Source organism: Pseudomonas sp. P4_B4 (genome assembly GCF_056402255.1).
This window is the reverse complement of record NZ_JBFUHS010000024.1, coordinates 1-13,611: the sequence shown is the minus strand read 5'-3', so window position 1 is coordinate 13,611 and position 13,611 is coordinate 1. Positions and strand designations below refer to the sequence as shown.

General features: G+C 60.7%; 11 protein-coding genes. 6 read left to right on the top strand and 5 right to left on the bottom strand.

What is annotated here, in order from left to right; all coding sequences use genetic code 11:
• Positions 1 to 118: 118 nt before the first annotated feature.
• Complete coding sequence (locus tag AC1DVE_RS22570) at positions 119 to 859, bottom strand: phosphoadenylyl-sulfate reductase (RefSeq protein ID WP_095197272.1); 741 nt, start codon at positions 857 to 859, stop codon at positions 119 to 121.
• Between the two features lie 173 nt (positions 860 to 1,032).
• On the opposite strand from AC1DVE_RS22570, the gene thrH reads away from it, so the two are divergent.
• Positions 1,033 to 1,650, top strand: a complete 618-nt coding sequence (thrH, locus tag AC1DVE_RS22565; protein ID WP_223461372.1) for a bifunctional phosphoserine phosphatase/homoserine phosphotransferase ThrH — start codon at positions 1,033 to 1,035, stop codon at positions 1,648 to 1,650.
• A gap of 51 nt (positions 1,651 to 1,701) precedes the next feature.
• Here the strand turns inward: thrH and pabB are convergent, their stop codons facing one another.
• From pabB to rloA, 4 genes are all read right to left on the bottom strand, one after another.
• Positions 1,702 to 3,045 (bottom strand): aminodeoxychorismate synthase component I, encoded by a 1,344-nt coding sequence (pabB, locus tag AC1DVE_RS22560; protein ID WP_223461374.1) that lies wholly within the window; start codon positions 3,043 to 3,045, stop codon positions 1,702 to 1,704.
• Between the two features lie 264 nt (positions 3,046 to 3,309).
• Positions 3,310 to 4,296, bottom strand: a complete 987-nt coding sequence (locus AC1DVE_RS22555) for an alpha-L-glutamate ligase-like protein (RefSeq protein WP_223533931.1) — start codon at positions 4,294 to 4,296, stop codon at positions 3,310 to 3,312.
• Positions 4,296 to 5,831 (bottom strand): osmotic stress tolerance membrane protein RloB, encoded by a 1,536-nt coding sequence (gene rloB, locus AC1DVE_RS22550; protein ID WP_223533930.1) that lies wholly within the window; start codon positions 5,829 to 5,831, stop codon positions 4,296 to 4,298. Before rloB ends, AC1DVE_RS22555 begins: the two co-directional genes overlap by 1 nt.
• 5 nt (positions 5,832 to 5,836) lie before the next feature.
• On the bottom strand, positions 5,837 to 6,373 hold the full coding sequence (gene rloA, locus AC1DVE_RS22545; RefSeq protein ID WP_223461380.1) for a retropepsin-like aspartic peptidase RloA: 537 nt from the start codon (positions 6,371 to 6,373) through the stop codon (positions 5,837 to 5,839).
• Between the two features lie 298 nt (positions 6,374 to 6,671).
• On the opposite strand from rloA, the gene AC1DVE_RS22540 reads away from it, so the two are divergent.
• From AC1DVE_RS22540 to prpF, 5 genes are all read left to right on the top strand, one after another.
• Positions 6,672 to 7,391 (top strand): GntR family transcriptional regulator, encoded by a 720-nt coding sequence (locus AC1DVE_RS22540; RefSeq protein ID WP_223533929.1) that lies wholly within the window; start codon positions 6,672 to 6,674, stop codon positions 7,389 to 7,391.
• On the top strand, positions 7,388 to 8,278 hold the full coding sequence (gene prpB / locus AC1DVE_RS22535; RefSeq protein ID WP_008061726.1) for a methylisocitrate lyase: 891 nt from the start codon (positions 7,388 to 7,390) through the stop codon (positions 8,276 to 8,278). The genes AC1DVE_RS22540 and prpB overlap by 4 nt, the downstream gene beginning before the upstream one ends.
• A gap of 42 nt (positions 8,279 to 8,320) precedes the next feature.
• On the top strand, positions 8,321 to 9,448 hold the full coding sequence (gene prpC, locus AC1DVE_RS22530) for a bifunctional 2-methylcitrate synthase/citrate synthase (RefSeq protein WP_046042905.1): 1,128 nt from the start codon (positions 8,321 to 8,323) through the stop codon (positions 9,446 to 9,448).
• A 203-nt stretch (positions 9,449 to 9,651) separates the two neighbouring features.
• Positions 9,652 to 12,246: a Fe/S-dependent 2-methylisocitrate dehydratase AcnD gene (gene acnD, locus AC1DVE_RS22525; protein WP_223461382.1), complete on the top strand. Its 2,595-nt coding sequence runs from the start codon at positions 9,652 to 9,654 to the stop codon at positions 12,244 to 12,246.
• 70 nt (positions 12,247 to 12,316) lie between these two features.
• Positions 12,317 to 13,507 (top strand): 2-methylaconitate cis-trans isomerase PrpF, encoded by a 1,191-nt coding sequence (gene prpF, locus AC1DVE_RS22520; protein ID WP_223533928.1) that lies wholly within the window; start codon positions 12,317 to 12,319, stop codon positions 13,505 to 13,507.
• Positions 13,508 to 13,611 lie beyond the last annotated feature (104 nt).

Below are 13,611 nucleotides of genomic sequence, written 5' to 3'. Positions count from 1 at the left end.
GCGCTGAAACTAAAAGTGCACACACAAATGGCACCGATGGTGACATTCGTGTGTACGACTGACACGACGCCTTCGCGAGCAAGCCCGCTCCCACAGGGGGATTTCACAAGGCTTGGGATCAGTCTTTCGACTTGCTGATGATATTCCCCGCATGCAGCCCGCATTCCTTCTGCGTCGCTTCTTCCCACCACCAGCGGCCTTCGCGCTCATGTTGGTTTGGCAGTACCGGGCGGGTGCAAGGTTCGCAGCCGATGCTGATGAAACCGCGTTCGTGCAGGCTGTTGTACGGCAGTTCCAGCATGCGGATGTAGCCCCAGATCTCTTCGCTGGTCATTTGCGCCAGCGGGTTGAACTTGTACAGGGTGCGTTCCGGGGTGGAGAACGCGGTGTCGATTTCCATCACCGCGACGGCGCTGCGGGTCCCGGGGCTCTGGTCCCGGCGCTGGCCGGTGGCCCAGGCTTTCACGCCGGACAGCTTGCGGCGCAGTGGTTCGATCTTGCGGATGCCGCAGCATTCGCCATGGCCGTCCTTGTAGAAGCTGAACAGGCCTTTTTCCTTCACGAACGGTTCAAGTTTCGTGTAGTCCGGCGACACCAACTCGATGTCGATCTTGTAGTGCTCGCGCACCTGATCGATGAAGCGGTAGGTCTCGGGGTGCAAGCGGCCGGTGTCGAGGCTGAACACCTTGACGTTCTTGTTCAGCTTCCAGGCCATGTCCACCAGCACCACATCCTCGGCGCCGCTGAAAGATATCCACAGGTCATCGCCGAACTCGGCAAAAGCGAGTTTCAGAATGTCCTGGGCGGATTTGTTGGCATAGGTCGTGGCGAGTTCCACGACGTCGAACGTTGGGCTCATCAGGGCGGCTTCCTATAGGTCGGTGGCGCTGGGCGCTCTATATGGGGTCGATGGTAACAAAAAGCTGCACGGGCCGGGGCATCCTCTGCGTTGCGCAGGCAGGCCCGAGTCGCTAGAGTTCGGCAGTCTTTTTGCTCGCTCGACTCAATAATCAATACAAATGGGAGTGTCTTGTGGAAATTGCCTGTCTGGATCTTGAAGGTGTGCTGGTTCCGGAAATCTGGATCGCCTTCTCCGAAAAAACCGGGATCGAATCCCTCAGGGCCACCACCCGGGACATTCCCGACTACGACGTGCTGATGAAGCAGCGCCTGCGGATTCTCGACGAGCACGGCCTGAAGCTCTCCGACATTCAGGAAGTGATCGCCACACTCAAGCCGCTGGACGGCGCCATCGAGTTCGTCGACTGGCTGCGCGAGCGTTTCCAGGTGGTGATCCTGTCGGACACCTTCTACGAGTTCTCCCAGCCGCTGATGCGTCAACTGGGTTTCCTGACCTTGCTCTGCCATCGCCTGATTACTGACGATAGCGGGCGAGTCACTGGCTACCAGTTGCGTCAGAAAGATCCCAAGCGTCAGTCGGTCCTGGCCTTCAAGAGCCTCTACTACCGGGTGATCGCGGCGGGGGATTCCTACAACGACACCACGATGCTGGGCGAGGCCGATGCCGGGATTCTGTTCCATGCGCCGGATAACGTGATCAGTGAGTTCCCGCAGTTCCCGGCGGTGCACACGTTTGAAGCATTGAAGCAGGAGTTCATCAAGGCTTCGAACCGGACGTTGAGCCTGTAACTCGATCCCCTGTGGCGAGGGGGCTTGCCCCCTCGCCACAAAAGTACTGCATTACAGACTTTGCAGGGTTTCGAGCAGCACCTTCACCTTGGTGATTGACTCCTGATACTCAGCCTGCCACTCCGAATCCGCAACAATCCCGCCACCGCCCCAGCAACACACCTGTCCGTCCTTGACCAGCAAACTACGGATGGCGATGGAGCTGTCCATCTCGCCGCGCACGTCCAGGTACAGCAATGAACCGCAATACAGCCCGCGCCGGGTCGGTTCCAGCTCATCGATGATCTGCATGGCGCGAATCTTTGGCGCACCGGTAATCGAGCCGCCGGGGAAGCTGCCGGCGATCAGGTCCATGGCATCGCGCTCATCCGCCAGTTCACCGGTGACGCTGCTCACCAGGTGGTGCACGTTCGGATAGCTTTCCAGGCTGAACAGTTCCGGCACCCGTACCGAACCGGTACGGCAGGTACGACCGAGGTCATTGCGCAGCAGATCGACAATCATCAGGTTTTCCGCGCGATCCTTGGGGCTGGCCAGCAATTCGGCGGCGTTCGCGGTGTCTTGCTCAGGCGTCAGGCCCCGCGGGCGGGTGCCCTTGATCGGACGGGTTTCCACATGGCCCTGACTGACTTTGACGAAGCGTTCCGGCGACAGGCTGAGTACGGCATCGCCGTCAGGCAAGCTTTGGAAACCGGAAAAAGGCGTCGGGCACGCAGCGCGCAGCGCGCAGTAAGCGGCCCACGGATCACCCTGGCAGGGTGCGCGAAACCGTTGGGCGAAATTGACCTGATAACAGTCGCCGGCCTGAATGTATTGCTGGATGCGCTCGATGGCCTGTTGATACTGGTCAGCGCTCAGGTCGGCAGTCATCGGGGTGAGCAGTTTGAAGGGCGCGACCACTTCCGGCGCAGACTGGCTAAACAGGTCGATCAGGCGCTGACGCTCGCTGTCGGGCAGAGTCGGGTGGAACACCAATTGACTGGTCTGCGAAAGGTGATCGCTGATCAATGCCCAGGTGTACAAGCCGAAACGCGCGTCGGGCAGATGCAGGTCGTCCCGCGCCTGGCTCGGCAGGCGCTCCAGATGCCGGCCGAAGTCGTAACTCAGGTAGCCGATCAATCCACCGGCAAACGGCAATTCATAAGGTGCCGGCAGAGTGGCTTCGCCCAGGCGTGTCAGGTTATCGCGCAGGCGTTGCAGGAAAGCGTCACCACTTTCGTCGGGCGATACCGTCAATTGTTCCAGCGGCCAGGCGCTGAGCAGGTCATAGCGACCGCGGTCGGCGCTGGGGCGGCCACTGTCGAGCAGCACGGCGCCGGGGGCATGACGAATCGCCGCGAAATATTCGGCGGGGTTGGCGCGATAGGGCAGCGGGTGTACGGAACAGGTCAACATGGGCGGGGGAAGTCAGCCATCGAGGCGGGGTGGCGATTGTAGTCCTCTGCAGGATTTGGTCCTAGAGGGATGTTGGAAAGAGCTAAGTTTGCAGCGGCTGTATGAAACCTGTGGCGAGGGGGCTCGTCGGAACGCCGCACCGCCCCGTTCGGCTGCGCAGCAGTCGTGAAATCGGCTGGCAAGGTCTGCCTGATACTCTTGAATTGGATGGTTTTTGGGGTTGCTTCGCAACCCAACGGGGGCAAGCCCCCTCGCCACAAGGGATCAGCCTTCGACTGCAGGAATATGCCCAAACATCTCCTGCACAAACGCCACGCGCTCTTCGACCGATTCAGTCACGCCACGAGCCTTGAGGTCTTCCAGCCGCGCCTCGACCGCATGAGTACGCAACGTCAGGCCGCAGTCATTGGCAATCTGGATATTCAGCCCCGGGCGGGCGTTGAGCTCCAGAATCAGCGGGCCTTTTTCCTGGTCCAGGACCATGTCGACACCGATGTAGCCCAACCCGCACAACTCATGACAGCCAGCGGCGAGTTTCATGAAACCGTCCCAGTAGGGCAGTTGCACGCCATCCACTGCATTCGTGGTGTCCGGGTGTTTGTTGATGATGTTGTTCAGCCAGGTGCCGCGCAGGGTCAGGCCGGTGGCCAGGTCAACGCCGACACCAATGGCACCCTGGTGCAGGTTGGCCTTGCCATTGGACTGGCGCGTCGGCAGGCGCAACATGGCCATCACCGGGTAGCCCATCAAAACAATGATGCGAATGTCCGGCACGCCTTCATAGCTGATGCTTTTGAAGATCTGGTCCGGAATCACGCGGTACTCGATCAGCGCCCGGTCGCGGTGACCGCCCAGGGAGTACAGGCCGGTCAGGATGCTGGAAATCTGATGCTCGATTTCTTCATGGCTGATGATCCGTCCGGACACCGAGCGATATCGGCCTTCAAAACGGTCGGCGATCACCAGGATGCCATCGCCGCCAGCGCCCTGGGCCGGTTTGATCACGAAGTCAGTGCGCGCGCCGATGATCTCTTCGAGATTGTCGATTTCCTTCTCGGTGGAGATCACGCCATACAGCTCGGGCACATGGATGCCGGCGGCGATGGCGCGCTCCTTGGTGATGATCTTGTCATCGACGATCGGGTACAGGCTGCGCTTGTTGTACTTGAGCACGTAGTCTGCGTTGCGCCGATTGATCCCCATGATGCCCCGGGCTTCCAGGGCCCTCCAGGTCTTCCAGAGGCCGAACATCAGGCGTCAGCCTTTTTCAGGAAGGCCTTGAAGCGCACCAGTTCGGTCAGGCGATAACCGCGATAACGACCCATGGCCAGCATGAAGCCTACCAGGATCAGCAGGATCGCCGGGAAAGTGAACACGAAGTACACCAGTTCCGGCACGGTCATGATCAGGTGTGCCAGGGACGCGGCGAACAGCGTGCCGATCGCCACTTTCATGGCATGGCCACCGCCGCGCTCTTCCCAGGTGATCGACAGGCGTTCGATGGTCATGGTCAGGATCACCATCGGGAACAGCGCCACCGACAAGCCGCGCTCCAGGCCGAGTTTATGGCTGAACAGGCTGATCGCCGCAATCAGCACCACCACGAACGTCAGCACCACCGACAGCCTCGGCAGCATTTGCAGTTTCAGGTGTTCGAGGTAGGAGCGTAGCGACAGGCCCAGCGCCGTGATGATGGTAAACAGCATGATACCGAAGCCGAGCTGGGTTTCGCGGAAGGCCAGGGCGATCAGCACCGGGGTGAAGGTGCCCAGGGTCTGGATGCCGATCAGGTTGCGCAGGATCAGGATCACCAGCACGCCGATCGGGATCATCACCATGATCATGAAGGTCTGCTGGGTTTGCAGCGGCAGGCCGTACAACGAGTACTCGAGGAAGTTGGCGTCGGTGTTTTCATCAGTCAGCTTGGCCAGGCGAATGGCGTTCATTTCGCTGTTGTTCAGGCTGAAGGTCACGTTGGCTTTCTTGCCGCCATCGACAGTGATCAGGTTTTCGTCGCCGGTCCACCACAGCAGGCGGTCGGTCGGCAGGCCCTGTTCACCGGTTTCCGGGTTGAAGTACAGCCAGTTGGTGCCGTTGAAGCTGCGCAGCCACAGTTCCGGCACTTGCGGCTGGTCGGCCACCAGGCGGATGGTGTGGACCTTCTCGATCGGCACGTGGGCGATGGACAGCAGCAATTCGACGATTTTCGCCTTGTGCGCAGTGGATGGATCACCGGCCAGCAGCAGTTTCACGTTGTCATCGTTGAGGTTGTTGACCCGCTTGATGGCTTCGCCGACAAAGGTTTCGACGTCGGCCGAGTGCTGGCGAATCGGTGCGAGCAGGGCTTCGGCGGCGATTTTTTCCGGGCCTTCGATGGTCATGCTGTCGCGAAAGGTCGGGCCTTTGATCTTGGCTTTCTCACCGGAATAACGCTTGGTCAGCACCAGGCGGTAATACAGCGTCTGATTGCCTTTGGCCCGGCGTGCCGACCAGGTGACCTTGCGGTTGCCGTCGACCCGGTTCACGGCCACGCCGTAGTTGTTGGAGATGAAGCTCTCGTTGAGGCTGACGAAGTCGCGGCTCAGCGGTGGCACGAACATCTGGATCTTGACCGGGTCCTTGGCACTGGCGACGAACTCGACCTTGGCGTCGATGTTCCACAGGTCGTCGGTGGCGTCTTCGGTCACCGGGATGCCCAGCACGAAGATCTGATAGGCCGTAACTGAAATGCCCAGCACCACCAGGATGGCGATCAGCAGTTTCAGGTGAAGGGTAAGAGAGCGCATTGAAATTACTCGGCGGTATGAGCGTCGGTGGTGCAGGCAGGTTTGCCGGCAGCATATTTAAGGCTGGGGTCAACCAGTGCATCGAAGCGCTTGAGTGCTTCGGAGCCAATCAGTAGCGGGTATTGGAAAGCGCTGCGGTCGGTCAGGTTCACTTCGATGCTGCGCAGGGCCGAGCCCATGCAGATGTCCAGTTCGATCACCGGGCGGGCGGTGTACTTCTTGCCCTCTTCGGGGTCGTAGTCGCCGGCCCGGCGCTTGATCTTGCTGACACGGGCCAGCGGGCGTTCGATCGGGTGCGAATGGGCGGCGTCGATGGCCAGGTAAAAGCGCACCCACGACTCGCCGTTGCGTTTGAAGCGTTTGATATCCCGTGCACTCAGGGAAGCGGTTTTCGCCCCGGTGTCGAGTTTGGCCGCCACTTCCAGATCGATACCATTGAGCGATGCGTACTCATTGAGGCCATACACGGTCTTTTCCCCGGCGATTGCGAAGCCGGGCAGGCAAAGGAAATAAAGGAAGGTAGGGAAGGGCTTGAGTCTCATAAATCCTGGTGCGCAGCGGTCCGACTTGATTCAAGGCCCTGGCATCGCTGCGCAAGCTCCCTCGTATGCCTGGCAGGGTTTTATGACAGGCAGTGCAGATGTGACAAACAAATGCGGGCGGCATTCTAGCACGGTGGTTTGATGGCGCCAGCGCTGGCCGGTGGCTATAACCTTAGGGGGGTGCTTCGTTATGGTGCAGCCGGTTATCAGAAGATTGTCGACAATATCTATTTATCCTTTGACTGATGCGCCTCTATTCGTTAGTTTTTACGGCATTGGCTTACAAGGTGTCGACAATATGCTGGATCAACTCGATCCCCCGGTTTCTACGCAAGACGATACGGAGACACTGTCCGAGAACGTCTTCCGCCGCATTCAGGCGGCTATCGTCAAGGGCGATATCGCGCCGGGCAGCAAAATCTCCGAGCCGGAACTGGCGCGCACCTACGGCATCAGCCGGGGCCCGTTGCGCGAGGCCATCCACCGTCTGGAAGGCCAGCGCCTGCTGGTTCGCGTGCCGCATGTCGGCGCACGGGTGGTGTCGCTCAATCACGCCGAACTGATTGAGCTATACGAAATCCGCGAATCCCTGGAAGGCATGGCCTGTCGCCTGGCCGCCGAGCGCATGAGCCTCGAAGAAATCGACGAACTGCGTCGGGTCCTGGAAACCCACGAGCGCGATGAAGCGTTTCAGGCCGGCCGGGGCTACTACCAGCAGGAAGGCGATTTCGACTTCCACTACCGAATCATCCAGGGCAGCGGCAACCGCACGCTGACCCAGATGCTCTGCGGCGAGCTGTATCAACTGGTGCGCATGTACCGCATCCAGTTTTCCACCACGCCCAATCGCCCGCACCAGGCGTTTGCCGAGCACCACCGAATTCTCGATGCCATTGCCGACCGTGACGGTGAACTGGCCGAGTTGTTGATGCGCCGTCACATCGGCGCCTCCAAACGCAACATCGCCCGTCATTACCAGGACGGCGTCAACCCGACAGCCAAACGAGGTGAGTCATGAGTTTGAACAAGAGCACTCCAGGCCAGCGTTTCCGCGATGCGGTCGCCAGCGAGCATCCATTGCAAGTGGTCGGCGCGATCAACGCCAACCATGCGCTGCTGGCCAAGCGCGCCGGTTTCAAGGCGATCTACCTGTCGGGTGGCGGGGTGGCTGCCGGCTCCCTCGGCGTGCCGGACCTGGGCATCACCGGTCTGGATGACGTGCTGACCGACGTGCGCCGTATCACCGATGTCTGCGACCTGCCGCTGCTGGTGGACGTGGACACCGGTTTCGGTTCCTCGGCGTTCAACGTCGCTCGCACCGTCAAGTCGATGATCAAGTTCGGCGCGGCGGCGATTCACATCGAAGACCAGGTTGGCGCCAAGCGCTGCGGTCACCGTCCTAATAAAGAGATTGTGACCCAGCAGGAAATGGTCGACCGCATCAAGGCCGCCGTCGATGCGCGTACCGATGACAGCTTCGTGATCATGGCCCGTACCGACGCCCTGGCGGTGGAAGGTCTGGAGTCTGCCCTGGATCGCGCCGCCGCGTGCATCGAGGCCGGCGCCGACATGGTGTTCCCGGAAGCCATCACTGAGCTTGAAATGTACAAGCTGTTCGCCAGCCGTGTGAAAGCGCCGATCCTGGCCAACATCACTGAGTTCGGCGCGACGCCGCTGTACACCACCGAACAACTGGCCGCTGCCGACGTATCCCTGGTGCTGTACCCGCTGTCGGCGTTCCGCGCCATGAACAAGGCTGCAGAAAACGTCTACACCGCGATTCGTCGCGATGGCACGCAACAGAACGTCATCGACACCATGCAGACCCGCATGGAGCTTTACGATCGCATCGACTACCACACCTTCGAGCAGAAGCTCGATGCGTTGTTCGCCGCGAAAAAGTAAGTCGAATAACTCCCTAATAAATTCAAGAAATTGGAGGCAGAAATGGCCGAAGCAAAAGTACTCAGTGGCGCCGGGCTCCGTGGCCAGGTAGCCGGGCAAACCGCACTGTCCACCGTGGGCCAGTCGGGTGCCGGTCTGACCTATCGTGGTTATGATGTTCGTGAACTGGCGGCTGACGCACAGTTCGAAGAAGTTGCCTACCTGCTGCTGTACGGCGAACTGCCGAGCAAGGCGCAACTGAATGCCTACATCACCAAGCTGAGCAAGCTGCGTGACCTGCCGCAAGCGCTGAAAGAAGTGCTGGAACGCATCCCCGCCGACGCCCACCCGATGGACGTGATGCGCACGGGCTGCTCGTTCCTGGGCAACCTGGAGCCGGAGAACAACTTCTCCGAGCAACACGACAAGACCGACCGCCTGCTGGCCGCGTTCCCGGCGATCATGACCTACTGGTATCGCTTCAGCCACGAAGGCAAGCGCATCGATTGCGTGAGCGACGAGCAGTCCATCGGCGGCCATTTCCTGCACCTGCTGCACGGCAAGAAACCGAGCGAGCTGCACGTCAAGGTGATGAACGTTTCGCTGATCCTCTACGCGGAGCACGAGTTCAACGCCTCGACCTTCACCGCACGTGTTTGCGCGTCGACCCTGTCCGACCTGTACTCGTGCATTACCGCAGCCATCGGCTCGCTGCGTGGCCCGCTGCACGGCGGTGCCAACGAAGCGGCGATGGAAATGATCGAGCGTTTCTCGTCGCCGGAAGACGCGATCAAGGGCACCCTCGGCATGCTCGAGCGCAAGGACAAGATCATGGGCTTCGGCCACGCGATCTATAAGGACAACGATCCGCGCAACGAGGTGATCAAGGGCTGGTCGAAAAAGCTTGCTGACGAAGTGGGCGACAAGGTGTTGTTCCCGGTGTCCGAAGCCATCGACAAGACCATGTGGGAGCAGAAAAAACTGTTCCCGAACGCCGACTTCTACCATGCCTCGGCGTACCACTTCATGGGCATCCCGACCAAGTTGTTCACACCGATTTTCGTCTGCTCGCGCCTGACCGGCTGGGCCGCCCACGTGTACGAACAACGTGCCAACAACCGCATCATCCGTCCAAGCGCCGAGTACACCGGCGTAGAACAGCGCAAGTTCGTACCAATCGAACAACGCTGAATGGTGGAGGTCGGCACCGGGATCTGAATGCAACACAGATCCCTGTGGGAGCGAGCCTGCTCGCGATGACGGACTGACATTCAACATCAATGTCGCCAGTTCCATCGCTATCGCGAGCAGGCTCGCTCCCACAGTGGATTGTGTTGGCTTCGAAGCCGGTGCCAGGCCCCGCCTTTTGTAACTACCGTGACCGAGTCCTGACGATGAACACTGAATTCCGCAAATCGCTGCCCGGCAGCAAACTGGATTACTTCGACGTCCGTGCGGCTGTCGAGGCCATTCAGCCCGGCGCCTACGACACCCTGCCTTACACCTCTCGCGTGCTGGCGGAAAACCTTGTGCGTCGCTGCGACCCGGCCACGCTCACCGAATCCCTGAAGCAATTCATCGAACGCAAGCGCGACCTCGACTTCCCGTGGTTCCCGGCCCGCGTGGTGTGCCACGACATTCTCGGCCAGACCGCGCTGGTCGACCTCGCCGGCCTGCGTGACGCCATCGCCCTGCAAGGCGGCGATCCTGCGCAAGTCAACCCGGTGGTGCCGACGCAACTGATCGTCGACCACTCCCTGGCCGTCGAGCGCGGTGGTTTCGATCCAGAGGCGTTCGAGAAGAACCGTGCCATCGAAGACCGTCGCAACGAAGACCGTTTCCACTTCATCAACTGGACCAAGAAGGCGTTCAAGAACGTCGACGTGATCCCGCCGGGCAACGGCATCATGCACCAGATCAACCTGGAGAAAATGTCTCCGGTGATCCAGGTGCGTGACGGTGTGGCCTTCCCTGATACCTGCGTCGGAACCGACAGCCACACCCCGCACGTCGATGCGTTGGGCGTGATCGCCATCGGTGTCGGTGGCCTGGAAGCCGAGAGCGTGATGCTCGGCCGCGCATCGTGGATGCGTCTGCCGGAAAGCGTTGGCGTCGAACTGACTGGCAAGCTGCAGCCGGGCATCACCGCCACCGACATGGTGCTGGCGCTGACCGAGTTCCTGCGCAAGCAGAAAGTGGTCGGTGCATGGCTGGAGTTCTTCGGCGAAGGCGCCTCCGCGCTGACCCTCGGCGACCGTGCGACCATCTCCAACATGGCCCCGGAATACGGCGCCACCGCGGCGATGTTCTACATCGACCAGCAGACCATCGACTACCTCAAACTTACCGGCCGTGAAGACGAGCAGGTGCAGTTGGTCGAGAACTACGCCAAGCAGACCGGCCTGTGGGCTGACAGCCTCAAAGGCGCGCAGTACGAGCGCGGCCTGACGTTCGACCTGTCTTCGGTTGTGCGCAACATGGCTGGCCCGAGCAACCCGCACGCCCGTGTCGCGGTTTCGGATCTGGCAGCCAAAGGCATCTCCGGCCAATGGGACGATGTGCCGGGTCAAATGCCGGACGGCGCGGTGATCATCGCCGCCATCACCAGCTGCACCAACACCAGCAACCCGCGCAACGTGATCGCCGCCGGCCTGCTGGCGCGCAACGCCAACAAGCTCGGCTTGACCCGTAAGCCATGGGTCAAGTCCTCTCTGGCTCCGGGTTCGAAAACCGTCGCGCTGTACCTCGACGAAGCCGGCCTGACCGATGAACTGGATAAGCTTGGCTTCGGCGTCGTGGCCTTCGCCTGCACCACCTGCAACGGCATGTCCGGCGCGCTAGATCCGGTGATCCAGCAAGAGATCATCGACCGCGACCTGTACGCCACTGCCGTGTTGTCCGGTAACCGCAACTTTGACGGCCGGATTCACCCGTACGCCAAGCAGGCGTTCCTGGCTTCGCCGCCACTGGTGGTCGCTTACGCCATCGCCGGCACCATCCGTTTCGACATCGAAAAAGATGTGCTGGGCGTGGTGGATGGCAAGGAAATCCGCCTGAAAGACATCTGGCCGAGCGACGAAGAAATCGACTCGGTGGTGAAGGCCTCGGTCAAGCCGGAGCAGTTCCGTCAGGTATACATCCCGATGTTCGCCATCCACGAAGACACCGGTCCGAAAGTCGCGCCGCTGTACGAATGGCGCGAGATGAGCACCTACATCCGCCGTCCGCCGTACTGGGAAGGTGCGCTGGCCGGCGCCCGTCCGCTCAAGGGCATGCGTCCGCTGGCCGTGCTGCCGGACAACATCACCACCGATCACCTGTCGCCGTCCAACGCCATCATGCTCGACAGCGCCGCTGGCGAATACCTGGCGAAAATGGGCCTGCCGGAAGAGGACTTCAACTCTTACGCGACTCACCGTGGTGACCACCTGACTGCGCAGCGCGCAACCTTCGCCAACCCGAAACTGTTCAACGAAATGGTTCAGGAAAACGGCAAGGTCAAGCAGGGTTCGCTGGCCCGTGTCGAGCCGGAAGGCAAAGTGATGCGCATGTGGGAAGCCATCGAAACCTACATGGATCGCAAGCAGCCGCTGATCATCATCGCAGGTCAAGACTACGGTCAGGGTTCGTCCCGCGACTGGGCGGCCAAGGGCGTGCGTCTGGCGGGTGTGGAAGCGATTGCCGCCGAAGGTTTCGAACGCATTCACCGCACCAACCTGGTGGGTATGGGTGTGTTGCCTCTGGAATTCAAAGCGGGCACCAACCGCCACACCCTGGCCATCGACGGCAGCGAAACCTACGACGTGATTGGCGACCGCACCCCGAGTGCCGAGCTGACACTGGTGATTCATCGCAAGAATGGCGAGCGCGTCGATGTGCCGGTGACCTGCCGCCTCGACACCGCCGAAGAAGTGTCGATCTACGAAGCCGGCGGCGTGTTGCAACGCTTCGCCCAGGACTTCCTCGAAGAATCGGCGGTTGCCGTCTAAAACGCTGCACAGACATGGGACTTTGAGTCCCATGTCTGTTTCTAGATCTAGATTAGGAGTAACGAGCACCATGGCTCACGCACCGCAGATCAAAATTCCCGCTACCTACATGCGCGGCGGCACCAGCAAAGGCGTGTTTTTCAGCCTGAAGGATTTGCCTGAAGCGGCACAGGTCCCAGGCCCGGCCCGCGACGCTTTGCTGCTGCGCGTGATCGGCAGCCCCGACCCGTACGACAAACAAATCGACGGCATGGGCGGCGCGACCTCCAGCACCAGCAAAACCGTGATCCTGTCGAAAAGTATCAAGGCCGATCACGATGTCGATTACCTGTTCGGTCAGGTGTCGATCGACAAGCCCTTCGTGGACTGGAGCGGCAACTGCGGCAACCTGTCGGCGGCGGTCGGTTCGTTTGCCGTCAGCAATGGCCTGGTGGACGCCAGCCGCATCCCGCACAACGGCATGGCGGTGGTTCGCGTGTGGCAGGCCAACATCGGCAAGACCATCATCGCTCACGTACCGATCACCAATGGTGAAGTGCAGGAAACCGGTGATTTCGAACTCGATGGCGTGACCTTCCCGGCGGCCGAAGTGCAGATCGAGTTCCTCGATCCGGCGGCGGACGAGGAGGGCGGCGGCGGTTCGATGTTCCCTACCGGCAACCTGGTGGATGACCTGGAAGTGCCCGGCGCCGGTACCTTCAAGGCGACCATGATCAACGCCGGCATCCCGACGATTTTCGTCAATGCCGAAGACATCGGCTACAAAGGCACCGAGTTGCAGGGCGCGATCAATGGCGACCCGAAAGCCTTGCTGATGTTCGAAACCATCCGCGCTTACGGCGCATTGCGCATGGGCCTGATTTCCAACATCGACGAAGCGGCCAAACGCCAACACACGCCAAAAGTGGCCTTCGTGGCCAGGCCGGCGGACTACGTTTCGTCCAGCGGCAAAGCCATTGCGGCAGGCGATGTCGACCTGTTGGTGCGTGCGCTGTCCATGGGCAAGCTGCACCACGCAATGATGGGCACGGCGGCAGTCGCCATCGGCACGGCGGCAGCGATCACTGGCACGCTGGTTAACCTCGCAGCGGGTGGCACCGAACGCAACGCGGTGCGCTTCGGCCACCCGTCCGGTACCTTGCGCGTCGGCGCAGAGGCCAGCCAGGTCAACGGCGAATGGACCGTGAACAAAGCCATCATGAGCCGCAGTGCGCGGGTGTTGATGGAAGGTTATGTGCGTGTGCCGGGTGACTCCTTCTAACCCAGACACGGGACCAATGTGGGAGCGGGCTTGCTCGCGAAGGCGGTGAATCAGGCAATATTGATGTCGACTGACACACCGTCTTCGCGAGCAAGCCCGCTCCC